General features: G+C 71.4%; 23 protein-coding genes. 16 read left to right on the top strand and 7 right to left on the bottom strand.

Going from position 1 to position 26,024, the window contains the following annotated elements:
* From ACFWTE_RS16420 to ACFWTE_RS16405, 4 genes are all read right to left on the bottom strand, one after another.
* Window positions 1–837, bottom strand: a complete 837-nt coding sequence (locus ACFWTE_RS16420) for an ABC transporter permease (RefSeq protein ID WP_378780274.1) — start codon at window positions 835–837, stop codon at window positions 1–3.
* Entirely contained in the window at window positions 830–1,630 is an 801-nt protein-coding gene (locus ACFWTE_RS16415) for an ABC transporter permease (protein WP_378780273.1), read from the bottom strand. The genes ACFWTE_RS16420 and ACFWTE_RS16415 overlap by 8 nt, the downstream gene beginning before the upstream one ends.
* A gap of 200 nt (window positions 1,631–1,830) precedes the next feature.
* Window positions 1,831–1,977 carry a hypothetical protein gene (locus ACFWTE_RS16410; RefSeq protein ID WP_378780272.1) on the bottom strand — a complete coding sequence of 49 codons (147 nt, stop codon included), beginning with the start codon at window positions 1,975–1,977 and terminating at the stop codon, window positions 1,831–1,833.
* Window positions 1,974–2,594 (bottom strand): DUF6286 domain-containing protein, encoded by a 621-nt coding sequence (locus ACFWTE_RS16405; RefSeq protein WP_378780271.1) that lies wholly within the window; start codon window positions 2,592–2,594, stop codon window positions 1,974–1,976. The genes ACFWTE_RS16410 and ACFWTE_RS16405 overlap by 4 nt, the downstream gene beginning before the upstream one ends.
* 209 nt (window positions 2,595–2,803) lie before the next feature.
* Here ACFWTE_RS16405 and ACFWTE_RS16400 point away from each other — a divergent pair, with 209 nt between their 5' ends.
* The 8 genes from ACFWTE_RS16400 (at window position 2,804) to ACFWTE_RS16365 (ending at window position 13,398) form a co-directional block, all read left to right on the top strand.
* Window positions 2,804–3,352, top strand: coding sequence for an RNA polymerase sigma factor (locus ACFWTE_RS16400; protein WP_378780270.1), 549 nt, complete (start codon window positions 2,804–2,806; stop codon window positions 3,350–3,352).
* Entirely contained in the window at window positions 3,343–3,897 is a 555-nt protein-coding gene (locus ACFWTE_RS16395) for a hypothetical protein (RefSeq protein WP_378780268.1), read from the top strand. The genes ACFWTE_RS16400 and ACFWTE_RS16395 overlap by 10 nt, the downstream gene beginning before the upstream one ends.
* A 217-nt stretch (window positions 3,898–4,114) precedes the next feature.
* A complete protein-coding gene (locus tag ACFWTE_RS16390; protein ID WP_378780267.1) occupies window positions 4,115–5,299 on the top strand; it encodes a DUF418 domain-containing protein in 1,185 nt (394 codons plus the stop codon).
* A 148-nt stretch (window positions 5,300–5,447) separates the two neighbouring features.
* Complete coding sequence (locus tag ACFWTE_RS16385) at window positions 5,448–6,344, top strand: ACT domain-containing protein (RefSeq protein ID WP_378780266.1); 897 nt, start codon at window positions 5,448–5,450, stop codon at window positions 6,342–6,344.
* A gap of 150 nt (window positions 6,345–6,494) precedes the next feature.
* Entirely contained in the window at window positions 6,495–7,250 is a 756-nt protein-coding gene (locus ACFWTE_RS16380) for a peptidoglycan-binding protein (RefSeq protein ID WP_378780265.1), read from the top strand.
* 977 nt (window positions 7,251–8,227) lie between these two features.
* Window positions 8,228–8,641: a hypothetical protein gene (locus ACFWTE_RS16375; RefSeq protein ID WP_378780264.1), complete on the top strand. Its 414-nt coding sequence runs from the start codon at window positions 8,228–8,230 to the stop codon at window positions 8,639–8,641.
* Between the two features lie 52 nt (window positions 8,642–8,693).
* On the top strand, window positions 8,694–11,480 hold the full coding sequence (locus ACFWTE_RS16370) for a DEAD/DEAH box helicase family protein (RefSeq protein ID WP_378780263.1): 2,787 nt from the start codon (window positions 8,694–8,696) through the stop codon (window positions 11,478–11,480).
* A 214-nt stretch (window positions 11,481–11,694) separates the two neighbouring features.
* Window positions 11,695–13,398: a choice-of-anchor I family protein gene (locus tag ACFWTE_RS16365; RefSeq protein ID WP_378780262.1), complete on the top strand. Its 1,704-nt coding sequence runs from the start codon at window positions 11,695–11,697 to the stop codon at window positions 13,396–13,398.
* 22 nt (window positions 13,399–13,420) lie between these two features.
* On the opposite strand, the gene ACFWTE_RS16360 is transcribed toward ACFWTE_RS16365, so the two are convergent.
* Entirely contained in the window at window positions 13,421–13,792 is a 372-nt protein-coding gene (locus ACFWTE_RS16360; RefSeq protein ID WP_378780260.1) for a VOC family protein, read from the bottom strand.
* Between the two features lie 322 nt (window positions 13,793–14,114).
* Here ACFWTE_RS16360 and ACFWTE_RS16355 point away from each other — a divergent pair, with 322 nt between their 5' ends.
* The 8 genes from ACFWTE_RS16355 (at window position 14,115) to ACFWTE_RS16320 (ending at window position 23,145) form a co-directional block, all read left to right on the top strand.
* Window positions 14,115–14,270 (top strand): hypothetical protein, encoded by a 156-nt coding sequence (locus ACFWTE_RS16355; protein WP_378780258.1) that lies wholly within the window; start codon window positions 14,115–14,117, stop codon window positions 14,268–14,270.
* Between the two features lie 72 nt (window positions 14,271–14,342).
* Entirely contained in the window at window positions 14,343–15,158 is an 816-nt protein-coding gene (locus tag ACFWTE_RS16350; RefSeq protein WP_378780257.1) for a MerR family transcriptional regulator, read from the top strand.
* Window positions 15,159–15,320: 162 nt separating this feature from the next.
* Window positions 15,321–15,983 (top strand): TetR/AcrR family transcriptional regulator, encoded by a 663-nt coding sequence (locus ACFWTE_RS16345; protein ID WP_378780256.1) that lies wholly within the window; start codon window positions 15,321–15,323, stop codon window positions 15,981–15,983.
* A 48-nt stretch (window positions 15,984–16,031) separates the two neighbouring features.
* Window positions 16,032–18,527, top strand: coding sequence for an MMPL family transporter (locus ACFWTE_RS16340; protein ID WP_378780255.1), 2,496 nt, complete (start codon window positions 16,032–16,034; stop codon window positions 18,525–18,527).
* A 705-nt stretch (window positions 18,528–19,232) separates the two neighbouring features.
* The gene (locus tag ACFWTE_RS16335) at window positions 19,233–20,549 is read left to right on the top strand and encodes an ice-binding family protein (protein WP_378780254.1); all 1,317 of its coding nucleotides are present in this window, start codon (window positions 19,233–19,235) and stop codon (window positions 20,547–20,549) included.
* Window positions 20,550–20,733: 184 nt separating this feature from the next.
* Complete coding sequence (locus ACFWTE_RS16330; protein ID WP_378780253.1) at window positions 20,734–21,441, top strand: DUF5819 family protein; 708 nt, start codon at window positions 20,734–20,736, stop codon at window positions 21,439–21,441.
* A complete protein-coding gene (locus ACFWTE_RS16325; protein WP_378780252.1) occupies window positions 21,431–22,762 on the top strand; it encodes an HTTM domain-containing protein in 1,332 nt (443 codons plus the stop codon). The genes ACFWTE_RS16330 and ACFWTE_RS16325 overlap by 11 nt, the downstream gene beginning before the upstream one ends.
* A 158-nt stretch (window positions 22,763–22,920) precedes the next feature.
* On the top strand, window positions 22,921–23,145 hold the full coding sequence (locus tag ACFWTE_RS16320) for a hypothetical protein (RefSeq protein ID WP_378780250.1): 225 nt from the start codon (window positions 22,921–22,923) through the stop codon (window positions 23,143–23,145).
* A gap of 38 nt (window positions 23,146–23,183) precedes the next feature.
* Here the strand turns inward: ACFWTE_RS16320 and ACFWTE_RS16315 are convergent, their stop codons facing one another.
* Window positions 23,184–24,644 (bottom strand): aldehyde dehydrogenase family protein, encoded by a 1,461-nt coding sequence (locus ACFWTE_RS16315; RefSeq protein ID WP_378780249.1) that lies wholly within the window; start codon window positions 24,642–24,644, stop codon window positions 23,184–23,186.
* A 131-nt stretch (window positions 24,645–24,775) separates the two neighbouring features.
* On the bottom strand, window positions 24,776–25,957 hold the full coding sequence (locus ACFWTE_RS16310) for an oxygenase MpaB family protein (RefSeq protein ID WP_378780248.1): 1,182 nt from the start codon (window positions 25,955–25,957) through the stop codon (window positions 24,776–24,778).
* Window positions 25,958–26,024 lie beyond the last annotated feature (67 nt).

Below are 26,024 nucleotides of genomic sequence, written 5' to 3'. Positions count from 1 at the left end.
TCAGCTCCCGGTGGATCGGTAGTGGCGGAGGCCGAACCGCCAGCAGGCGGCGGCGACCGTGCACAGGGCGACGGCGACGAAGGGGGCGGCGAAGCGCAGGAACCCCGGCAGCCCCGTGGGGTCGGGCCGGTCGAGGAGGTACAGGGCGGGTTGCCAGGTGACGAAGGCGAGGGGCAGCACGAAGGTCGCCGCGCGCACGACGTTCGCGGAGTAGACGGCCATCGGGTACTCGGTCAGGGCCTGTCCGCCGTAGGTGATCGCGTTGGCGGCCTCGCGGGCGTCGGCCACGAAGAACTGGAGGCAGGCCCCGATGATCCAGATCGCGCAGCAGATGGCGGTTCCCGACACCAGCAGCACGGGCAGCATCAGCACCTTGCCGATACTCCAGTCGATGTCGCACACCGTCAGCGCCACCACGGTCACCACCGCCCCCGGAACGATCCGGCCCAGCCGTCGGGGGGCGAAGCGGTCCGTCGCGATCTGGACGAGGGGTGGGACCGGGCGCACCAGCATGACGTCGAGCGAACCCGTCCTGATGTGCCGCCCCAGACCCTCCACCATGCCCATCACCATGTCGGCACAGGAGAAGGCTGTCGTGGCCATCCCGGCGATGAGCAGGCCCTCGGCCAGGCCGAACCCGGAGATCTCCCCGGCGTGGCCGAACACGACGAAGACGGCCCCCATCTCGGCGAACGCGCCCAGGGAGGTCGACAGGGTCATCAGTGCCAGCGACGCCGGGTACTGCGCCAGGGCCCGGCACCAGGTCCACGCGAGCAGCACGTAGGTGCGGACCGGCCAGGCCACGGACTCGCGGGTGCGGGCGAGGAGGTCAGCCACCCTGGACCACCACCCTCCGCGTGGCGTGGGACGTGATCCGGGCGCCGAGGGCCAGGAGGGCGACCGCCCACGCGGCCTGGAGCGCCAGGCCGCCGAGGGGTGTGCCCCCGGGCAGGGACTCCTTGCCCAGGAAGACCTCGGCCGGGATCTGGGCGATGGACGCCCAGGGGAGCACGCGCAGGACGTCGGCGACCGCCGGGGGGAACAGGGGGAGGGGGATGAGCATCCCGGCGGCCACCGGGCCGAGCAGCCCGGCCACCGCCCAGATCCCCGTGGAGTCCATGAGCCAGAACCCGGCCAGCTCGTACAGGTAGCGCAGAGCGAACGACACCAGTGCGGCCAGGACGAAGGAGAGCAGGGCGATCGCCCAGCGGGTCAGGTCGGCGGGGACGGCCAGGTCGAACAGGACCAGGCCGACCGCGAAGGTCGGCACCCCGCGGAAGACGAGGTTGAACGTGGCCCGCCCCATGTCGTCGGCCAGCCACCAGCCCATCATCGAGACGGGGCGGAGCATGTCGGTGGCGACCGCCCCGCTGCGCACGCGCTCGCCGAGCTCCAGCGGCGGCCCCATGATGGCGACCATGCCGATGAGGGCCTGGCCGACGAACACCTGGGTGACGGCGTCCACCGCGTCGTAGCCGTTGATCTCCGGGCGGGCCGAGAAGAGGGCGAGCATGACGGCCGCGTTGATCGCGCCGAAGACGGAGTTGGTGAGGATCCCGGCGACCGTGGCCGCGCGGTAGGTGGAGTAGCGGTGCAGGCCGAGGGCGTACACCGCGAGGTAGACACGCAAGGGCGCGGACTCCCGGAGGTCGAGACGTGCTGGTGGTAACCGGTCTCGGCACCGGGGCGGAAAGCACCGGGGAGACGCGGGGTCCGGCACGTCCCTGACGCCGTGGGTGGCTCAGGTCCGGGTCGCCGCGAAGGATCGACGCTAGCACAGGCCGGGGCGGCCCAGCGGCGGGTCTGGGCGGGGCGCCGGTGCCTTCCAGGTCACCGGCTGCCGCGCGTGGTCCTTCGCGCCTTCCTGTGCGGGAACCCGCGGATCGTGGACCTGGTCGGCTTCGGGGAGGGCCCCTCCGGGCGGGCGGGGCCGGTCTCGGCGGGCCCCCGGCCGACGGCGTTCTCCTCCGTGCTCACGCCTCCTCCCTCCCACGGGTGACCGCCCTCGGGGAGCGGAGCGGCAGGAGGGCCTCCAACCTCTCGCGCACCACCGCGTCCACCCGATCGCCGAGCCGGCTCGCACCGCGTACGTGCGTCCGGACCTCGATCCGCACCGTGCGGTGTCCGCCGCGGGCCCGGACCGAGCCGACACCGTCGACCCCGCGGGCCCCGGCGGCGTTGACCTCGCGCAGGCCCTTCGGGGACAGGCCCGCCACAGTGTCCCGGTCGTCGGTGCGCAGGGCCATGCGGTCGCCGGTCCCCGGCAGGAGCGCGGTCAGCACCAGGGTCAGGCCGACGGCGGCTGCGACGGTGGAGGCGATCATGGCCTCGGGCGCCTCCCACGGGGTGGAGGACACGCGCGAGAGGTTTCCGCCGACCCCGGGGAACGGTGTGGACAGGACGCCCAGGTCCGTGGTGATCACCACGAGGGCCAGCCCGCCGGCGAGGGCCACCGTGACCGCCGCGACGACGGCGGCCAGGGATCGCTGCGGTCGGAACACCCGCACGGCGGTGCGGCGGGCGGACCGGACCCCGGCCGGGGAGACGGCCGGGAGTGCCCTCTGCGTCGGCGATGCCTCCTGGAGGGAAGTCAATGTCAGTGTCCTTCCTCGGTGGGTGCCTCGTATCGTCGTCGCGTCTTCGCAGGGAGGACACGACGGACCGGCTCAGGCTCACGGTCTTTATGGTGTGACCTGCATCACCAGGAGGGCGGGCGCATGCGATCGACTGCCTTGCGTGTCCACTCGGCAACTCAGGGTAGTTTTACCGTGCGTGTGTACTGGGAGGGACGGCCACACCACCGATGCACAGGGAAACCGCACTGCCGGAGGGCGTGCTCGTGGAGCGTGCCCAGGACGGGGACGACCGGGCGTTCGAGGCCCTCGTCCGCAGGCATCAGGACGTCGTCTACCGGATCGCCCTGCGGGTGGTGGGCGACCCCGCTGACGCCCGTGACGCCGCGCAGGAGGCCCTGGTCACGGCCTGGCGCAAGCTCCCCGAACTCACCGATCCCCAGAGCTTCCCCGCCTGGCTCCACCGCATCGTGGGTCGGCGCGCGCTGAACGTCCTGCGGGCCAGGAGGCCGGAGTCGCCCGTCGAGGACGACGAGGGCTTCGCCGCCTCCGGCCCCGGGCCGGTGGGGGAGGTCATCGCGGGTGACCTGCGGAAGGCGCTGTCCAACGCGCTCTCGGGGCTCCCGCCCCCGCAGAGGACCTGCTGGCTCCTGCGCGAGATGGAAGGATTGGGTTATGAAGAGATAGCGCGGATCGTCGACACGACCCCGACCGCCGTGCGTGGACGTATTCACCGCGCGCGTACCTATCTCGTGGAGGCGCTGGAGCCATGGCGGTAGACCCGTCCGACGACCAGGACCGGCTTCCCTGCGGAAACTCGGTGGACGAGCTCCTGCGGCACCTGACCTCAGGGGATCTCACCGGGCACGAATCCGCCTGCGAGTACTGCCGGGAGCAGGCGGAGGAGCTGAGCCCCCTCGTCTCGGCGGTCCAGCAGGCCGGTGACCAGGACCTCACCGCGCCCCCCGGGCTGCTCGCGGACGTCATGCGCGTCGTGCGCTCGGAGAGGCGCACCAGTGGAACCGTCGTCCTGGCGGGCCCCGGTCCCGGAGGCACCGAGATCCGGGTGGCCGCCGTGGCCGCCATGCTGCGCGCCTCCGTCGAGTCCGTCCCCGGAGTGGTCGTCGGACGCTGCCGGATCGAGCAGACACCGGAGGGGCTCGTCGTCCTGGCCGCGGCGCGGGTGGCCCTCGGACTGCCGATCGTCGAGGCCGCCGAGGAGGCCCGGCGCGCCATGCGCTCCCTGGTGGAGGACCGCCTGGGGTTGCGCGCGGCCCGCGTGGACATCGACGTCGTCGACCTGGACCAGCCCGGAGGGGGCTGAGCCGGTCGGCTCTCCGTGCCCCGCCGCGCCCCGACCTCGCCCCGGCCGCGCCCCGGCCCCTCGCCGCTCTCCGGCATCCGCCCCCCGGTCTCCGGGCGCGTACCGCCCGGCCTTCTCTGGCCGTTCGGCGGTCCGGTCCGGCCGATCGGGGGATGCCCGCCACTGCCCCCGCGTACCAGCCTCGGACGGAGGACACGCCGAGGAGAGGACGCACGAGATGGGAACCACCGCGGGGCCGCCACCACGAGCGGAACGCGAACTCGCCCCCGACCTGGCGCGGGGGTTCATGCTGCTGCTCATCGCCATGGCCTACGCCGGGGTGTACGCGGGGGCGGGGTTCGGCACGGATGCGGCCGACTCGGGCCCGCTGGACCGGGGGGCGGCCTTCGCGACCACCCTGCTGCTGGACAACCGGGCGTTCCCGATGTTCGCGATCCTGTTCGGCTACGGGATGGCGTGGATGGTCTCCCGCCAGTCCGCGCGGGGCACCACCGACGCGGAGATCCGCCGCCTGCTCCGCAGACGCGGGCTGTTCCTCCTGCTGTTCGGCTTCGTGCACGCGCTGCTGGTGTTCCCCGGCGAGATCCTGACCTCCTACGGCCTCGCGGCCCTGGTCACCGGTTGGCTGCTGCTGCGTTCCACCCGGGCGGTCACGCGCGCGGCGGTGGTGTTCGCCGCGATCTACGCGGTGACCGTCCCCCTGGCGATGCTCGCCATGAGCCTGGGCACCGACCTCGCGGGCGGAGAGGCGTACGCCACCGCGGGCTACCTCACCGCCGAGGACTGGGCGAACCGCCTGTTCGGACTTCCGTTCGGTCCGGTGTTCATCGCGATCGCCTACCCGCTGTTCCTGCTGGTGGTGCTCGGATACCGGGCGGGACGGGCCGGGCTGCTGGACGGCCCGGCGTCGCACAGGACGCTTCTGACCCGGATCGCCGTGGTCGGCGTGGCGGTGTCCGTCGCGGGCGCACTGCCCTCCGCGCTGGAGGCGGTCGGGGCCTTCGACGCGGGAACGGTCGGGGGCGGCCTGCTGATGGCCCTCCAAGTACTCACCGGAGTGTTCGGCGGAGCCGGTTACGCGGCGCTGTTCACCCTGTGGGCGATCCGGTTGGACCGTACCCGCGGACCGCTGACCCGTGCCGTCGCGGCGGTGGGTCGGCGCTCCCTGACCTTCTACATCCTCAACTCGGTGCTGGTGGCGGTGGTGCTCCACCCCGACCTGGTCGGCGTGGGTTCGCGGGTGGGCGGTTTCGGCGCGCTGGTCGTCGCTACCCTGGCCTGGCTCGTCGGTCTCGGACTGGCCGCGTGGCTCGCCCGGTCGGGGCGTCCCGGCCCTCTGGACGCGCTGATGCGCCGGCTCGTCCACGGCGGTCGGCGCCGTGCCGAGCGGCCCGTGGCCTGAACTCGCGGACCGGACCGGCAAAGAGCTGTTCGCCATGGTCGCCCGGACCACCGCCGACTCCGCTCCGTGATGGGCATCACGCTGAGTTGTTACCTGCTCGTCACGGTGTGACAGCCGGGCGCAACGTGCGCCTGACACCTTCGGAGCCATGGACGTCTCCGATGGTGACCACGGGACCAACGACCACCGCCACGGCTTCCTCGGCCGCGAGGCACTCGACATGGGCGCACTGCTCCTCGCCGCGGGAGCGGCGCACGTGGTGGTGCTCGCCCTGGGGCACAGCGACGGCGGTGTCCGCGCGCTGATCGGCGTGGGGGCGCTCCTCATCGCGGTCTCCGCGCTGCACCGCTGGCGCCGGCACCGGACCGCGCACGCGCCACCGGGGGGCGGGCCGCGGGCGGACGCGCACGGGCCGCGGAACGGACCAGGGGCCGGCGGTCCCGTGCCGGTCCTCCGCGCCGGTGCGGAGGCCACGACGCCCACCGCGCACGACCCGTCCGGCGACCGCCTGTGGGGGGTCCGGGTCACCGTCGCCGACGTGCCCGGCGGCCTGGCGGCGCTGACCGCCCGGTTCGCGGCCCTGGGGGTCGACATCCGGCTCATGCAGGTGCACCCCGCCGGAACCGACGCCGTGGACGAGTTCTTCGTCAGCGCCCCCGAACACGTGGACGAGCACGCGCTGCACGCCGCCCTGCGCGAGGCGGGCGGGCGCGACGCGCTCGTGCGCCCGGCCGACGTACACGAGCTGAGCGACACCACCAGCCGGACCCTCGCCCTGGTCAGTGCCCTGATCGCCGGGGCGACCACCCTCGAACGCTCTTTGCTCTCACTCACCGCGGCGCGGGAGGTGGAGCACACCGCCGGCCCGCCCGACGGTGTGGGGCGCGAGGACCTGTCGGACACCACCATGACCCTGCCCGCACCCGACGGCGGAGTCCTCGCCGTCCGCAGGACGGGCGTCCCGTTCACCGCCGTGGAGTTCGCCCGCTGCCGGGCGCTGGTCCAGGTGGCCTCCTCACTGCACGCCCGGACCCGCCAGGGCTGAGCGCGTCCTGCCGGGGCCGGACGCCTGCGGGGGACGGGACACCGGGGCCGCGAAACGAGGGACACGCGTCACGTGCGAGGACGGACAGGACTTGCCCACAGGCGCGGGGATTCGGGGAGAGCAGGCGTTTTCGTGGGTATGAGGTGACGTATGGCAACTCCCCCCTCACTCCTCATACTCCCCCCGCCCACCGAGACACGGCAGGTCCGCGCGGTCGTCGCGGTCCTGGCCGCGGCGTGCGCCCTCCTCCTGGGCTCCGTCGTCCTCGCGCCCCCGGCGTCCGCGTCCTCCGCCGCGGCCGTCTCCGGGCCGGAGCTGCGCCAGGGCAGCACCGGGCCGGAGGTGACCGCACTCCAGGAGAGGCTCACCGAACTGGGCTACTGGATCGACGGCGTGGACGGCCAGTTCGGCTTCCACACCGACCAGGCGGTCGTCGCCCTGCAAAAGGCCGCCGGGCTCGACCGCGACGGCGTGGTCGGCCCCGCCACCCGCACCGCGCTCGACGAGGGCGTCGTCCCCGCGGCCACGACCACCTCCGGCGACCTGTTGGAGATCGACCTCGACAGGCAGCTGCTCCTGGCGGTGTCCGACGGCGAGGTCGAACGCGTCGTCAACACCTCCACCGGCTCCGGCCAACCCTACGAGGGCTCGGACGGCAGCGAGCGGATCGCCACCACCCCGACCGGCACCTACACCGTCTTCCGCGATGTGGACGCCTGGGACCCCGGCCCCTACGGCGCCCTCTACCGGCCCAAGTACTTCAACGGCGGCATCGCCGTCCACGGGTACCCGAGCGTCCCGGCCCAGCCCGCCTCCAAGGGCTGCGCACGGGTGAGCCTCGCCGCGATGGACTGGCTTTGGGAGAGCGGGAACATCGACGTGCACACCACCGTCCTCGTCCGCTGAGCCCCGCCCGGTGCCGGGCGCGCCCCGGCACCGGGCACACCGGCCCGCGCACACCTGCGACCTGGGCAACCAGGAGACGCCGTCGGCGACGGTGGTGGCGGTGCGGGCGGGCGGCGGGGGAGTACCTGGTGCTGTCCGACTCCGTGCTGGTGGAGGAGGAGGGCGGCGGGACGCTCGTGGCCGCCGACACCCGGCTCGACGACCTGCGGGCCGAGCTGGCCCGTCGGGGCGCGGACCGGGACGCGCCCCGCTCCCACCGCAACGTGCCCGGAGGTTTTTGGACGGCGGGCGCGGACACGCGGGCGGCCGAGGAGGCGCTCACCGGAACCCTTCCGGCACGTCCTCTCGTGACGATGTCCGACAGCGCGAGCCGGGGGCAGAGGTCTTCGGTGACCGGGGCCGGGGACAGATCCTCACCCTGGTTTCGGAGAGGGGCCCGCGCGCCCTGGTGGACCGGGTCCGCGCGCTGGAGGCGTCCGACCCGAAGCGGTCGGTGTTTCTTTGGGGCAAGGGAAGCGACGATGCCACGGTCGTGGCACGGGCCCCGGAGAGCTAGTTTCGGACACGTCTGAACTACCGATTCGGCTCATCTGCTTTTCTGTGCACGAAGATCATTTCACTGGATTTCCCAGGTCGCGCCGCTCTGTCCATTTTCTGTCAATGCGGACGTTTCTCATGGGGAGTCAGATGACATTTGATGTGTTGTGCGCAAAAATTCCTCAGTGGGGCGCATCGGAGTGTCCACGTCACAGTGCGAGGAGACCCAGGCCTCTCCGGAACCCGGTCCACAGGCGCTTTCGCGTGTCGTGTTCATCCGGTAGATTTCCTGGTAACCGAACCGTCGGAGTTCCCTCCACAAGATCCCGAGACCGACCGTCGGTGTTCTCTCAGCCCCCTTGTTCGCGTATGTGCCCACAGGCGTACCACGCACGGAAGAACTACATGACGCCGATTTCGACCGGTGAAAAGGAGACGATGTGAGTCCCACCAACATCCTTGAGCCCACCGGTCCCAACAACGCCCTCGGCAGTACCACGTGGCTGGACAGGCTCCTGTCCACCCCCAGCGCCACCGTCGAGCGCCGCCTCCCCGTCCGGGCGCTCATCGGCTACGAACAGCGCCCCAATCCCCTGGACGCCGAGACCCCCGCCGAGTTCCTGCTGATCATGCGCCGCTATCTGGTCTGGGCGGGCGACTGGTCCTACCTCGAACTGGAGTACCTGTGCGGGGGCGCGGTCAAGAGGTCCACCTTCCAGCAGGCACTCGAAGGCACTGAGCTGCCCAGATACGTGTTCCTCATGGCTTTCGTCACCGCCTGCGCCGGCACCGACGACGGTGAGCGCCAACGCTGGTCCACCGCCTGGCAGCGGCTCCGCTCCGCCGGGTACTGACCCCCGGGGCCCGGCCCCTCCCGGATACGACCGCCCCGGCTACTGTGGGCGCGTGTCCGAAACGTCCACGCCGTTCGCGGCTGCCCGCTGGCCCGGCGAGTTCCGGCCCTACCAGCGCACCGCCCTGGACACCGTCGGCGCCCTCTGGGCCGAGGGGCGCCGCCGCACCTGGATCGTCCTCCCGCCCGGATCCGGCAAGACCCTCGTCGGGCTCGAAGCCGCCCGCCGCCTCGGCCGCCGCACCGTCGTCCTCGTGCCCAACACCGCCATCCAGGGCCAGTGGACCACCCACTGGGAGGCCTTCGACCGACCGGACGGATGCTCCGCGGGGCACGGCCGGGACCTCGCGGACGACGTCAACGTCCTCACCTACCAGTCCCTCGCCGTCTTCGACCCCGACGCGGAGACCGACGAGGAGGGGCGCACGACCGCCTCACCACGCGACCGCCTCCACGCCAACGGCCGGGCCCTGGTCGACGCCCTGCACGGGGCCGGGCCGCTCACGGTCCTGCTCGACGAGTGCCACCACCTCCTCCAGGTGTGGGGACGCCTGCTCGCGCAGATCCTCGACGAACTCCCCGACGCGCACGTCATCGGCCTGACCGGCACCCCCGCCGCGAGCCTCACCGCCACGGAGAAGGCACTGGTGGACCGCCTCTTCGGGCCACCCCTCACCGGGGCGTCCATCCCCGCCCTGGTCCGCGACGGGTACCTCGCGCCGTTCGCCGAACTCGCCTACGTCACCGGGCCCACCGACACCGAGCGCGGGTACCTCGCCGAACAGGGCACCCGGTTCGCGCAGATGTGCACGGAACTGCTCACCCCGGGGTTCGCCGACACCGACTTCCTGCCCTGGGTGGACGCCCGCTTCGTGGACCGCTCCACCGGCGAGGGCGGGCGGCTCCCGTGGTCCCGGCTCGCCTCCGGCGAACCCGCCCTCGCCGACGCCGTACTGCGCCTGCACCACGCCGGGCTGTGCGCCCTCCCCGAAGGGGCCCGCCTCCTGGAGGAGCACCGGCACCCGCCGCGCGCCGAGGACTGGACGGCGCTGATCGGCGACTACGCGCGGCACTGCCTCACCGGCTCCGGGCGCGACCGTACCGCCCGCGAACGCCTCCGTACCGCCCTGCCCTCCGTCGGCTACCACCTGACCCGCCACGGCGTCCGCACCGGCACCTCACCCGTGGACCGGGTCCTGGCCCGCAGCGACGCCAAGTCGCACGCCACCGTGGAGATCATCGCCGCCGAGAGGGACGCCGTCGGTCCCCGGCTGCGCGCTCTCGTCCTCTGCGACCACGAGAGGGCCGGTGCCCGCGCACCCGTCTCCCTGCGCGGGGTCCTGGCCGACGACGCCGGGTCCGCATGGCTCCAACTGTCCGTTCTCGCCGCCGACCCGCGCACCGCCGGGCTCGACCCGGTCCTGGTCACCGGGCGCACCGTCGCCATGGCGCCGCTGACCGCCGCGGCTTTCCTGGACTTCGCCCGGGACCGGCTCCCGGGCACCGGCCTGTCGACCAGGGAGGCCGACGGCCTGCACGTCATCGAGGGGGCCTGGTCACCCCGTACCTGGGTCGGCGTGGTGACGCGTTTCTTCGAGTCCGGCGGCGCGCAGGTCCTGGTCGGCACCCGCGCCCTGCTCGGGGAGGGGTGGGACGCGCGGGGCGTGAACACCGTCGTCGACCTGACGACCGCGACCACTCCCACCGCCGTCGTGCAGAGCCGGGGGCGCGCCCTGCGCCTGGACCCCTCCTGGCCGGAGAAGACCGCGCACACCTGGACGGTCGTCTGCGTCAGCCACGAGCACCCGCGCGGGGCCGCCGACTGGTCCCGGTTCGTGCGCAAACACCAGGGTTACCTGGGGGCCGCCGCCGACGGCGCCGTCATGAGCGGGGTCGCGCACGTCGACCCGGCCTTCTCCCCCTACGAACCCCCGGACGACCCCGGAGCGGTCAACGCGCGCATGGTCGCCCGCGCGGCCCGGCGTGACGAGACGCGGGCGCGCTGGCGGGTCGGTGAGCCCTACGAGGACGTCCTGTTGCCGACCCTGCGGGTCAGGGACCGGAGGGCGCCCGCCGTGCGGGGGGAGGACGTCGCCCTGCCCCCGCCCCCCGGAGCGCTGGCAGCCCCCGCCGGGGCGATCCGCGCGGGGGAGCCGCCGGCGGGGACCGACGCCGTGGCCGTCACCGGGGCCGTCCTGGTGGCACTGTGCCTGCTGCTCGCCCTGGCACTTCCGTGGCTGCTCGCCGCCGCCGCGGTGCTCGGCGCCGCCTTCTTCGCCGCGGTCGGGCACCGTCGGATCGGCGCCGCAGCGGTCCTCCTGCGACGGGCGGCAGAGCCCGTGGACACGACCCGGTACGCGTGCGCCGTGGCCGACGCCCTGCACGCCACCGGCCGGTCGGCGGTCGGTGCGAAGGGGGTGCGCGCCCACGTGGACACCGACGGGGTGTACCGGTTCACGCTGACGGGTGCGGGGCCCGAGGCCGCCGAGGCGTTCGCCACCGCACTGGACGAGGTGCTCGGTCCGCTGGTCGGAAGCCCGCTCCACCTGGTGCCGCGCTACGTGCTCCCCGTCCCCTCCGACGCCGGGGTGGAGCGCGCGCACGCCCGCGCCCAGCTGTCCGGCGACCCCGTTCCCAACACGGCGGTGTACCACGCGGTCCCGTCCCTGTTCGGCCGCAGCCGGAAGGGGGCGGAGGCCTTCGGTCGGGCCTGGAACACGTGGGTCTGCGCGGGGGAGGTCGTCTCCACCCGGAGCGCCCCCGGTCGTGACGTCCTCGCCGCCCACTTCGGCAGCGTGCCCACAGGGGTGTCCACCGGCCGTCGCCTGGCCTGGGAGTAGCGGGCAACCCCGGGCCGACCGCTCCGGAGGACACCGCGTCCGGGAAACCGTCCGACGGGTGACGGTACGGCGACGACCAGGGCAAACGCGATGACACCGACCGTGCGATCCCTTCACCCTCCCGACACCGCCCGTTCGGCCGCTCCTCGCCGGCCCCTGGTTGGCTTCGGCGCGGGCGTGTCCGCGCCCTTCCCCCGAACCACCAGGAAGCACCATGCGCAAGACCATGGCGGTCACCGCGGCTCTCGCCGTCGCCCTGACCGGGGCGGCTGCCCCCGGGCACGCCGAGGACCGGAACCCCGCCGACGAAGGGACCGGGGGCGTCGAACTGTCCGCGGTCGGCACCTACCACGCGGACTCCTTCGACTCGGCCGCCGCGGAGATCGTCGCCCACGACCCGCGCACCCAGCGCCTGTTCGTGGTCAACGCCGAGGCCGCCACGGTCGAGGTGCTCGACATCTCGGACCCCTCCGCCCCCGCCAAGCTCTTCGACCTGCGCGCGCCCGGCATCGAGGCCGCGGACGGCTCGGTGGTCGAGGAGGGCGCGGTCGCCAACTCCGTGGCGGTCCACGGCGGCGTCGTGGCCGTGGCGGTCGAGGCCGCCGACAGCACCGACGACGGCTGGGTGGTCTTCTTCGACACCGGGGGCAGGGCGCTGAACGCGGTCCGGGTCGGCGCGCTCCCGGACATGGCGACCTTCACCCCCGACGGCCGCCTCCTCCTGGTGGCCAACGAGGGAGAGCCCGACGACGAGCACACCGTCGACCCCGAGGGGTCGGTGAGCGTGGTCCGGGTGAACCGCAGGCCCGCCGCCCTCACCCAGGACGACGTCCGCACCGCCGACTTTCGCGCGTGGGACGGGGACCGCGAGCTCCGTCCCGGCGTGCGTGTGTTCGGGCCGGACCTGTCCACCGGCGAGCCGGGGACCCCGGGCCGGGTGGCGCGCAACCTCGAACCCGAGTACATCGTCGCCGACACCGCGTACAGCGCCCACGTGGTCCTCCAGGAGGCCAACGCCTTCGCCGTCCTGGACCTGCGTACCGCCGAGTTCACCGACATCGTGCCCTTCGGCGCCAAGGACCACCTGGAACCCGGCAACGAGCTGGACGTGTCCGACCGGGACGGCGGGATCCGCGTCGAGAACTGGCCGGTGTACGGCATGTACCAGCCCGACGGTTTCGACAGCTACCGGTGGCGCGGCCGAACCCTGTTGGTGACCGCCAACGAGGGCGACACCCGGGACCGGTCCGGCTACTCCGAGGAGTCGCGGCTGGCCGACCTGGTCGAGGAGACCCCGCTGTGCGAGGACTCACCGCGCCTGCGCGACTTCGTGGCCGACAACGACCTGGGCGTCACCTCCCTGGAGGGGCTCGCGGACGACGCGGCCCTGGGGCGGCTGACGGTCACCTCCGCCGACGGCCTGCGCGCGGACGGCACCTGCTACGAGGACGTGTACGCGTTCGGCGGCCGGTCCTTCTCGATCTGGACGGCGGACGGCGAGCAGCTCTTCGACTCCGGTTCCGACTTCGAGCGGATCACCGCCGAGGCCGAGCCCGACTTCTTCAACTCCAACCACACCGAGAACAGCTTCGAGACCCGCAGCGACGACAAGGGCCCCGAGCCCGAGGGCGTCGTGCTGGGCGGGGTGTCCGGTCGCACCTACGCGTTCGTCGGCCTGGAGCGCGTGGGCGGGGTGATGGTGTACGACGTCACCGACCCGCACGCCCCCTTCCACGTGCAGTACCTCAACAACCGGGACTTCTCCGCCGAGCCCGGAACCCGCGAGGCGGGCGACCTCGGGGCGGAGGGCCTGACCTTCATCGAGGCAGGGGACTCTCCCGTCCCGGGGGTCCCCCTCCTGGCCGTGGCCAACGAGGTGTCCGGTTCGACCACCCTCTACCGGATCGACCGGGCCTGAGGCCCTGTGGGGCCGGGGTCGACTACCTGGTGAACTCCAGGCAGAAGGGGTGCCCGGCCGGATCCGCGTAGACGCGGTAGAGGTTGTCGGGGTCCTCCTCCACCCGCCTCAACGGGGTGGCGCCGAGGGCGAGGACCCGCTCCTCGGCGGCGTCGATGTCGTCCACCGTGATGTCGAAGTGCATCTGCTGGGGGTGGTCCGGGTCCGGCCACGCGGGCGGACGGTGGTCCTGGACGTGTTGGAAGGCGATCCGGGGCTGCCCCTCCCCGTTGCCGATGATCACCCACCCGTGGTCTCCGCCGGCGGGGGGAAGCCCCAGGAGTTCGGAGTAGAACGCGGCGAGCGCGACCGGGTCCGGACAGTCGATGGCGATGGTGCGCAGGTGTCCGATCATGGTCGCATGATGCCACACGGCCCCGGATGCGGCGGGGAGACGCGGGCCCGGTCGGGTCCCGCGGTGCCCGCCCGGCGCGGGCGGTTCGGGATGGCCCCGCCGCATCCGGGGTGGCGCACGTCCGGAGCTCCGTCCGCCGGTGGGATTTCGGGGCCGCCGGACAGTGGAGAACGCATAGAGTGAGATGCGCGTCACTCAATGAGATGGTGTTCTCCGCGTCAGAACCCCGTTCCGACTCCGTCCTGTAGGCGAGGCACCGACCGGGGGACCCGGTTGTGTTCGGTGCCGGACCACGACACGGAGAAGGAACAGGAAGGCCACCATGGCTCGCAAGGACCGCGACCCCATCCCCGACGACCTGACACCCGAGGAGAGGCGGGCCGTCGAGCGCCAGGGTGAGCAGCTCGCCTGGGAGCGGAGCCAGGGCAGCATTCCCGGTTTCGGCGAACACGGCGGTCCGTCCGGCGGTGACGAGTAGGCCGCGGTCTCCGCCCCTCCGACCGGCCGACGACTTGACCCTCCCCCTGGGGGAAGGCCCACAGTGGTGGGCATGCTAACGATCGGCTCGTTCAGTGAGCTCACGGGTTTCCCGCCCAAGACCCTCCGCCACTACCACGCACAGGGGCTGCTGGTTCCCGCGCACGTGGACGAGGATTCGCAGTTCCGGCACTACACGATCGAGCAGCTGGAGCGCGCCGGTCAGATCCTGGCGCTGCGCAGGGCGGGGCTGAGCCTGGAGCGGATCAGGGAACTGGTCGACGACCTCCCACGGGCACCGGAGGGGCTGCGCCGTTACGCCGACGAACTCCGGCGGCAGCGCGAGGCCCAGGACCGGGCCCTGGAGGAGGCGGCCGCCGCCCTGGCGGCCGACTCCACCGTCCGCGTCCGCGAACTCGCGGCGGCCACCGCCGTGGTGTCGGACATCCCCCTGGGGCCCGGCGCCGAGTACGACATCGAGGCGGAGAACGCCGACGTCGCCGACACCGAGGCCCGGCTCGGCCGGGTGGTCGCGGAACGCGGCTGGACGAGGGACGGGATGCCGTGGCGGTCCCTGTCCAACGTCGCGGGGGAGCTGATGACACGGGTCAGCGTTCCGATCGCCGCCCCGGGACCCGGCACGGACGCTCCGCTGCCCGAGGGCGTTGAGGTGGTGGAGTACGAGCCCGGCACGGAGGTGTACGTGCTGGTACCGAAGCCGAAGCGCCTCGGCAGCGCGACGATCGGACTGTCCCACCTTCTGAGGGCGTCCGGCGAGGACTCCTACCCCGACATCGGGACCTTCCGTGAGTTCGACCACGGCCTGTGGACCGAGTTCGCGGCCAGACTGCTCCCGCTCCCACCTGAGGAACCCGAACCGGAGGGGTGACGGCGGCCCGCCGCGCCGCCGTCCGGGGCCGGGCCGGGAGGAGATGCCCGGGGCGAGGGGGCGAACGCGACGCGGACCCGACACCGCGCCCCACGCCGGATGTGAGCCTTTGCACCAAGTGCTTCGTTGCACCAAGTGCATTCAGGTGTCTAGCGTGAGAACGTGAACGACCAGCACCGACAGCCATCACGTGACCGGCGTGCGGCACTGAAGTCACGCCACCGCCGTGCCCTCGTCGACGCCGCCACCGAGCTGATGACCGAGAGCGGGGGCACAGGCTTCACCGTCGACCAGCTCGCCGAACGGGCCGACGTCTCCCGCAGGACCGTGTTCAACCACTTCAGGTCCCTGGACGACATCGTCCTCGAAGTGTTCGGCCAGATGCTGGAGGCGATCGTCGACAGCATCGAGGACAACCTCCCCGCGACGGCCGGTGGCCGCCGGGGGAACATGTTCGACGAGTTCGCCGCAGCGATCCGCAGCACCGACCTGCTCACGCCGATCACCCGGCTCAAACACCTCCTCCGACAGGAGGGGCACGAGCTCGCCCCGAGCCGGGCCGCGCTGTTCGAAAGCGCGATCAGTGACGTGAGCGTCCGCCTGGCGGCGATCATGACGCGCCGGCACCCGAGTGTCGACCCGCTCGTCGTCGACCTCATGTGCGGCGCGCTCATCAGCGGCGGCGCGGTCACGGTCCAGCACTGGGAGCAGACCACCGGAGGGGCCGACACCGCCGCCTCCCGCCAGGTGTGGGCCGAGCTGCTGGAACGCATGATCGCTGTCAACCGCGACGGCTACGGCTCGGTCGGCCCCGCCTCCTCCTGAGCGCACGACGCGCTCCCACCACCCATCTCCGTTTGGCAGACAACACCCATGGCTGAATTTCTCTACAGACTCGGGCGCGCGTGCGCGCGCCGGGCCGTCACCGCTATAGCGATCTGGTTGGCACTGCTCGTGGCCGCCGGCACCGCGTTCTTCCTCTTCTCGGGAGACCTGGAGGACAGCTTCTCCATCCCCGGGACACCCACCGACGAGGTGGAACAGCTCCTGTCGGAGGAGTTCTCCGGGATGGGCGGCGGCGCGGGCACCGTCGTCTACCAGACCGAGGACGGCTCGGCCTTCACCGAGGAACAGCAGGACGCGATCGCCGACCGCGTCGAGGAGGCCGCCGAGGCCCCCCGCGTCGAGACGGCGATGAACCCGTTCGCCACCGAGGACCAGCGCACCGACCAGCAGCAGGAGCTGGAGGAGGGCCGCGACGAGCTCGAAACCGGACTGCAGGACCTCGAAGCCGGCCAGGACGAGCTCGACGAGGGCCGCGCCCAGGCCGAGGCCGGCGGAGTGCTCGAACAGGCCGAAGCCGGGCTCGACGCGGAACAGGTCGTGATCGACCAGAACCGCGAGGAGATCGAGGCGGGCCTGGAGGACCTCGAACAGGGCGAGTCCCTGCTTGAGATGGCCTCCGGAATCCGCACGGTCTCCGAGGACGGCTCCACCGCACTGGTCAACATCGCCTTCACCGACAGCCAGACGGAGATCTCCCAGGAGACCCGTGACGCCGTCATGGCGGTCTTCGAGAGCGACCCGGTCCCCGGCACCACCGTCGACTTCGGCAACGACATGGCCATGGCCATGCCCAGCCTGGTCAGCGCCGCCGAGATCATCGGCGTGATCGTGGCCGGCGTGGTCCTGGTGATCATGCTGGGCACCCTGGTGGGCGCGGGCCTGCCCATCCTGACGGCGCTGGTCGGCGTCGGTATCGCCACCCTGATCGCGATGTCGCTGTCGGGGGTGCTGGAGATGGCGTCGGTGACGCCGATCCTCGGCCTGATGCTCGGTCTGGCCGTCGGCATCGACTACGCGCTGTTCATCGTCAACCGCCACCGTCGCCAGCTCAAGCAGGGCATCGACGTGGGCGAGTCCATCGGCCTGGCCAACGGGACCGCGGGCAACGCCGTGGTCTTCGCCGGGACGACCGTACTCGTCGCACTGCTGGGCCTGAACCTGACCGGGATCGGGTTCCTGGGCCTCATGGGCAGTGTGGGCGCCATCTCCATCGCCGTCGCCGTGTTCATCGCGATCACGCTCGTCCCGGCCCTGCTGTCACTGCTCGGCGCGCGGATCCTGTCCCGGCGTGAGCGCGCCCGCCTCGCCGGGAAGGACGGGGCAACCGGGAAGGACGGGGACGGAGGCGCCCCCGAGCAGGTCCGGCCGATGGCGACCGGTCGGGCGCTGCTCCAGGCCGCCGTCGCCGTGCTCGCCCTGGGTATCGTCGCCCTGCCCGCCCTGGACCTGCGGCTGGGCATGCCCGACGGCTCCTCCGAACCCACCGACTCCACCCAGTACCGGGCCTACTCCGTGGTGGAGGAGCACTTCGGCGCGGGACAGAACGGCACGCTCCTGGTCGCGGCCGGGCTCACCGGCGGGCCGACCGAGGAGGCCGCCGAGCAGAACGCCGCACACGAGCAGGCGCTGATCGCCGAGGAGCTCTACTCCCACGAGGACGTGGCGGCGGTCGCCCCCATCGCGGTCTCCGACGACTACACCCTGGCCATCTTCCAGGTCGTTCCCGTGGAGGGCCCGGCCAGCGCGTCCACCGAGGACCTCGTGCACACCTTCCGCGACCTGGAGCCGATCGACGGCACCGGTCCGCTGGGGGTCGCGGGCATGGCCAGCGGCAACATCGACATCTCCGCGACCCTGAGCGATTCGCTGCCGACCTACCTCACCGTGGTCGTGGGCCTGTCCCTGGTGATCCTGCTGCTGGTGTTCCGCTCGGTCTTCGTGCCGGTCGTGGCCACGCTCGGGTTCGTCCTGTCCTACTTCGCCGCGCTGGGCGGCGTGGTGGCCGTCTACCAGTGGGGGTGGCTGGGCGGCCTCTTCGGGATCGAGAACCCCGGGCCGGTGCTGAACTTCCTGCCCACGCTCCTGGCCGGGATCCTGTTCGGCCTGGCGATGGACTACATGCTCTTCATCGGTACGGGCATGCGTGAGGCCTACGTGCACGGAGACCCCGCCCGGATCGCCGTGGTGCGCGGGTTCCACGCCGGTCGTGCGGTGGTCACCGCCGCGGCGATCATCATGATCTCCGTGTTCGGAGGGTTCGTCTTCTCCCACAGCGTCATGATCAGCTCGATCGGTTTCGCGCTCGCCTTCGGCGTGCTCATCGACGCCTTCGTCGTGCGCATGGCGCTGATCCCCGCGCTCATGCACCTGGCCGGGAACGGGGCCTGGTGGCTGCCCGCGTGGCTCGACCGGATCCTGCCCGACATCGACGTGGAGGGTGCGGCCCTGGAGAACCGCCATCCGCGTGCGCGGGGGGTCGCGACGGAGGAGGACGCGAACGAGGTGGCCTCCCAGCGGCACTGAGGCACACGTTCTGTCAGGGCCCGGGGGCGGGGTGGTGACCGCCCCCGGGCCCTTGCCGTGTCCGGGCCGCGTCGCGGCGGACCAGGACGCACCGGTGGCCGCGAAGCCGTGGCCCCGTGTTGGTGTTCGCGGCCCTGCCCGGGGCCTTGATCCACAACCTGGCGCCCGAGTTCGACGGAAAGGGGGCGAATGCGGCGGTCCTGTGAGAAAACAGAGATAAAATGGTCAGGGCGCGCAAATAATAATCGAATTGCCGAGTTGGTGCAATGCGAATGATGGCTGTGGCGCAGGGCCTGATTTTCTGCTCCACGAAAGCGCTCGGCACCAACTCGATCCGAGTGGTATGGCTTATACTGTTGCGGTCGGCGCACCGGTCCCTGCCTGGGGATTCTCGTCCGGCGAAGCCCGGTCGGCGCCCCGGGTGTGATGCAGGCGGTGCCCTGTGGTCTTTCGGTCACTCAGTATGGCGATTTGTACGCGAACTGATCCTAGGGCTGCTCCTGGGTGGCTGCTCGACCCGGTGGAATTCCCGCGACCCCAGCGGGTGAAATCTTGTGGTTGCGGCGCGGCGCTGCTCATGCCGACAGTGCTCCCGAGCTTAATATTCCAGCGACAGAATTAAGGCTTTCCGGGCGATCGGTAACGGCCCGGTATGCCCCGTATCCCACAGAAATCGGCCTCTTAATGAAGCTCAAGATTCGTGCTGTGGCTCGACGGCGCACCGTGCCCGCCTGGCCCACCGCAATGCTCTCCGCGACAGTCATCGCCGCCATGGTCGTGATGACGCCGACACAGGCGCTCGCCATCGCCACTCCCGTACCTCTGGGCACGGCGGAGAGTTTCGCGGTTCTGGCTGGTGAGTCGATCACCAACACCGGTCCCTCCGTGATCACCGGAGACATCGGAGTGAGTCCTGGCACGGCCATCACCGGGTTCCCGCCCGGCCTGGTCAACGGGACCCAGCACTCGGCGGACGCAGTCGCGCTCCAGGCCAAGTCCGACCTGGTAGCGGCGTACAACAACGCCGCAGGGCAGGCCACGGACGCGGCGCTTCCGCCCGATGCCGGCGGTCTGACGCTGGTTCCCGGCGTCTACACCGCTTCCTCGGCCCTGGGTCTGACCGGCACGCTCACCCTCAACGCCCAGGGCAACCCCGACGCCGTCTGGGTCTTCCAGGTCGGCTCAGCGCTGACCACGGCCTCTGCCAGCCAGGTCTCCCTCATCAACGGCGCGCAGGCCTGCAACGTGTTCTGGCAGATCGGCAGTTCGGCCACCCTGGGCACCGACTCCACTTTCGTGGGCACCATCATGGCCCTGACCTCGATCAGCGCCACCACCGGCGCGACCATCGACGGGCGGGCGCTGGCCCGCGAAGGCTCGGTCACGTTGGACACCAACACGATCACCCGTTCCACCTGTGACAACGGTACGACCACGGGAACGACTACCGGTACGACCACGGGTACGACCAACGGCACCACCACGGGTACGACCAACGGCACCACCACGGGTACGACCACCGGTACGACCAACGGCACCACCACGGGTACGACCAACGGAACGACCAACGGCACCACCGCCGGCGTGGTCGGCGGTGTCCTGGGCGGCGTGACGGCTGGGAGCACCACCGGCGGCCTCCTGGGCGGTGTCCTGACCGGTGGCACCAGCGGTGGCACCAACGGGGGCACCAACGGGGGCACCTCGGGCGGAGTGAGCGTGGGCAACACCGCCGGCAACATCGCGGGCAACACGGCGGGCAACACCTCGGGCAACACGGTGGGGCAGACGGCGGGCAACACGGCGGGCAACACCACCGGTGGCGGCGGCAAGCCCGGCAAGCCCGGCAAGCCGGGCCACGGGAAGCCCGGAAAACCGGGTAAGCCGGGCCACGGCCACGACGGCAAACCCGGCAAGCCCGGTAAGCCCGGTAAGCCGGGCCACGGCCACGGCCACGGCCACGACGGGAAGCCCGGCCGCGAGCACGCGCGTCACGGGGGCTACGGGGACCAGCCCGACGTGTAGAGGGGCCGGGACGGCCCTGATGACTGGGCAACGGGCAGTAGGAAGCACGCTCACCGGTTGACAGCGCGCGGCGGGGTCCTCGTCGACCCCGCCGCGCGCCTTCCGTGATGGGCCCCGAAGAAGCGGACACGAGTAGCCGATATGAGAAAGACAGGGTGGGGCGGTGCAGGCCCGAAGTGAATCAGTGGACGTGAAGGAATCCCCACAGAACGGCTCCGGTCCGACCCCGCAGGAGAGCGACGAAGAAACGACCACGCCGCGTAGGAGGGCCACCACGGCCCTCGCGCTGAAGGCGGGTCTGAGAATCGCCGTGGTCCTGTGTGTGGTGACGACGCTGGCCCATGTGATTCTGGTGTTCTTGCATGTGGCCCCCTCCAACACCGTCTCGCAGCGGTACAGCCAACAGGTCAACGCATGGGTCTATCCACTGTTCGAGCAGAACTGGCGTCTCTTCGCACCGGACCCGGACTCGGTCAACCAGCAGATTTCAGCGAGGACCGCACATACTGCCCCGGACGGCTCGGTCCAGGTAAGCGACTGGTTCGACCTGACCGCTGTGGACAATTCCGCCGTAGAGCACAACATATTCCCGAGCCACACGTCGCAGAACATGTTGCGCCGGTCCTGGACGTCCTATCTCGAATCACACGGAGGAGGCGACGAGTCGTACTCGGAACACGCCGTGCTGATGCAGAAGTACCTGTGTAACATCGCTGCGGCCCGTTTCGCCGAACACAACGGCGGCAGTTTCGAGCACATCCAGCTCCGGGTGAGAACCCTGCCCATCGCCGCGCCCGGAACGACGGACGCCGACCGATCGCCCGGGACCTCGCCGGCGCCCATCGAGACCCGGCTTCTACCCTGGTGGAAGGTGACCCTCCATGGGAACTGAGCACATCCAGCCCGAGCCGGACTCACCGCTACGGCCCGCCCGCCGCAGGAAAGCGGACGCGACCACGGTTCGGCGGCTCCTCGACAGGACCAGCGCGCTGTGCGCGCTCCTGACGGAACGGCCGATCTCCCTGTATGCCGTGGCGGTCATGCGCATCGGCTACGGTCTGCTCTACCTGGCCTTCCTGCTGCGCGAGTTCCCTCACCGCCACGAGATCTGGGGCCCCGCTTCACCGTGGACACCCGCTCTGGCCAGGCAGCTCTTCGACCAGACGGGCTGGAAGAGCATCCTCACCCTCTCCGACAGCCCTGCCTACTTCGAACTCTGCTACGTGATGGCTCTCATCACGTCCGTGCTGTTCATGCTGGGCTGGCGGACCCGGATCATCTCCATCCTCTTCGCCCTCATGGTGGCCTCGTTCCACGCCAGGTCGATCTTCATGACGGACGGAGGAGACAACCTCATCCTCCTGATGGCGGTCTACCTCGTCTTCACCGCCTGCGGCCGACGCTGGTCCCTGGACGCGCGCCGGGCCCGGATCAGAGCGGCGGGCGCGGACAAGGCGCCGGAAGCGGTGGGGGACTCCCTCGGACAACAACTGCGCGACGCGCGCAACACCCTGACCACGGTGCTGCACAACTGCAGCCTTTTCGTCATCGCGGCCCAGGTCTGCATCCTCTACGGGGCGGCCGGCCTGTACAAGGTACAAGGCGGTACCTGGGGCGACGGGACTGCTCTCCACTACGTTCTGAACCTCGAACTCTTCCAGCCCTGGCCGGCGCTGTCCCACATGGCGGAGGACCACGTGGTCCTCCTCGCGATCGTCGGCTACCTGACGGTGCTCTTGCAGGTCGCCTTCCCCTTCGTCCTGTTCGGCCGGCTCAAGTACCCTGTTCTGGCCATGCTGCTGAGTATGCACATCGGTATCGCAGTGTTCATGGGGCTGCCCCTCTTCTCCGGGGCGATGATCATCGCGGACGCCGTGTTCCTTCCGGACCGCTTCTTCACCTTGCTGCGGCGCTTCTACCTGCGCAGACGAGCGGCCAGGCAGTCGGGTACGCGGCAGCCGGCCCCCGAGCAGGTGACGGATCCGGTGTCCGTGCCGTCCCACGGCGGTTCCGGTGCGCCGGACCTGGCAGAGCACAAGGACCCCGCGCTCATGCACCCGGCCGGGCACGGGGCCTGGTGGCGGCCCGCGTGGCGCGCCCGGACCCCGCCCGACATCGATGTGGGGGGCGCGGCCCCGGAGAACCGCCGTCCACGTGCGCGGGGGGTCGCGGCGGAGGAGGACGCGGACGAGGTGGCCTCCCAGCGGCACTGAGGCACGCGTTTCGTCAGGGCCCGGGGGCGGTGGTGACCGTCCCCGGGCCCTTGCCGTCTCCGGACGGAAGCCCCGACGGTCGGCGGCCGAGTGCGGTCGTCGGGCGAGTTGCCGGGGGCGCAGGTCACCCAAGCCCTAAGCTGACCTGGCGTTCCACTGTGAGTTCAACAACGACACCGGGGGTCTCGATGGGGTTCACGGACACCAGGATCGACCACTTCGTGGACAAGGCGGTCGCGGCCGAGGAGAGGGGGGACCTGGAGAGTGCCCGGTTCTTCGCCTCCCTGGCCAACGCCAAGGCCCTGTCCGACATCTCAAAAGCCCTGCGCGGCCTGGACCTGGAGCCGGTCGGACGGTTCACCGACGGCCAGACCAAAGACTAGAAGCACTGACCACTGAGGTCGGTCACACCCAGCTCTCGTCAGCGGGGTGAACCGGAGTCGGCGGTGTCGGCGCCGAACACCAGTCCCTTGGTCTGCTGGAACTCCTCCAACCCGTGGCGTCCGCACTCGCGGCCGATCCCTGACCGCTTGTAGCCGCCGAACGGGACGGCGGGGTTGAACCCGGCGCCGTCGACGAAGACCTGGCCGACCTGGAGCTGCCGCGCCACCTCGACGGCTTCGGAGCGGTCGGCACCCCACACGCCGGCGCACAGACCGTAGGGCGTGCGGTTCGCCAGGTCGACGGCCTCGTGTACCGAGTCATAGGCCTGGATCACCAGTACGGGCCCGAAGATCTCGTCGGTCACCAGGGCCGAGCCCGGCGGGACGTCGGAGAAGACCGTCAGCGGCAGGTAGTAGCCACGACTCAGCGAGGCCGGGCGATCGGGGCCGCCGGTCACCAGTCGCAGGCCTTCCCTCTGTCCCCGGCGGATGTAGTCCCGCACGCGATCCTGCTGAGCCTTCGAGGCGAGCGGACCGTAGTCGGTGTCCGGGTCGGTCGGGTCGCCCACGACGTAACCGGCGACCGTGTCGCGGACGATCGTCTCGGTCTCGGCCAGGCGCGCCCGGTCGACGAGGATCCGGGTCAGGGCCATGCACGTCTGACCGGAGTTCAGGAAACCCGAACGGAGTGCCTGCCGCACGGCCGGTTGCAGTGGCGCGCCCGGCAGGATGACGGCGGGGCTCTTGCCGCCCAGTTCCAGGGACACCTTCTTGACGGTGGCCGCCGCCGCGGTCGCGACCTGGACGCCCGCCCGGGTGGAACCGGTGAACGACACGAGGTCGACGTCCGGATGGGCGGCGATGCGCGCTCCGACGGTCGTTCCGTCGCCGATGACCATGTTGAACACACCGGGCGGCAGGCCCACCGAATCGATCGCCTCGGCCAGGGCGTAGGCCCCCAGCGGAGTGAGCTCGCTGGGCTTGTACACGACGGTGTTCCCGGCCGCCAGTGCCGGCGCCGTCTTGGCCGCGCTCTGGTGCAGCGGGTAGTTCCACGGTGTGATCGCACCGACCACCCCGTACGGTTCACGCAGCACCGTCGCGCCGGGGATCGTCTCGTCCGGCTCGGACTGCTCGATCAGGTCGGCGGCCGAGGCGAAGAACTGGATCGGGCTCCCGGCGTGCGCCCGGCGGGACAGGGCGATCGGGGAGCCGACCTCCGCCGTCTCCAACTGTGCGATGTCCTCATGACGGATCGTCAGCTCGTCCGCGATGGCGCGCAGCAGCGTCGCACGCTCGGACACGGGCGTCCGGGCCCACCCCGGCGCGGCCCGACGGGCGGCGTCGACCACGGCCTCGACGTCGGTGACGTCCCCCAACGTGACCTGTCCCAGGCTCTCCTCGGTGGCCGGGTTGGTCACCACGGCCTGTCGCGTACTGTGCGAGCGGACCCAGCGCCCGTTCACGTAGAACGTGTCCATGTATCCGTTCGTCTGCATCAAGTTCCCTCTCCTGCTCGGCTGATCAGATGCGTCGGCTGCTCGGCTGCTCGGCTGCTCGGCTGCTCGGCCACGAGGCCCGCCTGCTGGTTCTGGCTGTGGAGGGGGTTCGCGGGCAAGGTCCCGGTCCCTCAGTCGTGGGATCCGGTGGCGCCGCGCTGGTAGGCCGTCGGCTGGTCGGGCCGCGCCAGCACGCTGCGGGTGGCTGCCAGGTTCTGGTCGATCGCGGCCTGCCATCGTCCCGGGTCCCGGCGGCGGCGGTCGCGCGCCAGGGCGAGCCCGGAGAGCGCCGGCCCCAGCCACGCGTCGGCGATCGGAGCCGCGGGGATGCGCAGGTCCTGGCACATGCTGTCGCCGTGGACCCGGCGGGTGATCGCGTTCAGCGCCGGTCGGGCCAGTCCGCGCGGGACCTTGAGCATTCCGTGCAGCGCGGAGGTCACCGATACCAGCGTCGCGTCCGCCAGCAGGGCGGAGTCCTCCGTGACCGGTCCGGTCACGGTCTGGAACACGGCGTCGAGGCGCGCGGCGGCCTCGTTGCCCGTGATCCCCTCGACCAGGCGGGCATCGATCCCCAGCAGGTGGGCGATGTACCACCAGTAGCGGTACAGGTCGGCCAGCTCGCGGTTGCTCAGCCCGAACCCGAGAAGCTCTTCGGCCGTGTAGGCGGTCAGGGTGAAGTCCATCCAGGTCCGCCCCAGGTCGACCTGGTTGATCGGACAGCCGTCCGCCGAGCTGTCGTAGCCGCGGTCCAGCGCGAGTCTGCGCATGTGTGCGTGCAGCATGCGCACCTCCAGGGTCGCCACATAGCCCGGTTGCCCGACGCGAAGGCCGCCGGGCAGCATGACTTGTGCGTGCCACGCCCCGGTCTCTCGGATGCGCCGCTGGGCGGAGTCGACCAGGCGGCCCGTCGTGGTCAGTACCTTGGAGATCGACGGCGACTCGTAGACCCGGATCAGTGAACCCGCGTTGAGCGCGATGATGTGCACCGGCAGCGGTGAGGTGTAGAACGGCATCGGGCCCTGGTCGAGCAGGGAGTCGTCCACGTAGCCGGGCACGCTCTCGGTCTGCCGCAGCAGCGCCTCCACTGCCGGAGGCGGATCGGTGAGGGAGTCCAGGCCCTCCCGGATGCCTCTGCTCAGCACGGGTCTGGCCTGCTTCATCCCGATCTGGTGCATCTCGGCGACGACCGCGTCGGCGAGCACGTCGCCGGTGGTCAGTGCCCACTGCATCAGGTCGGCTCGGGCCTGGCCGAACTGGGCCAGGACGGTCGACCGTCCCGCCCGTTCCGTCGGCCACGGGTTCTGCTCGATCATGAGGTCTCCTTGGAGGGCTGGTGCCGGCCGTCTGCCCGGGCCAGGGGTGTCTCCCCCTGTCCTGGCC

It is taken from the genome of Nocardiopsis sp. NPDC058631 (assembly GCF_042716955.1).
Lineage (GTDB): Bacteria > Actinomycetota > Actinomycetes > Streptosporangiales > Streptosporangiaceae > Nocardiopsis.
Note: the sequence above shows the minus strand (reverse complement) of the source record. Positions and strands in the feature narration are given on the sequence as shown.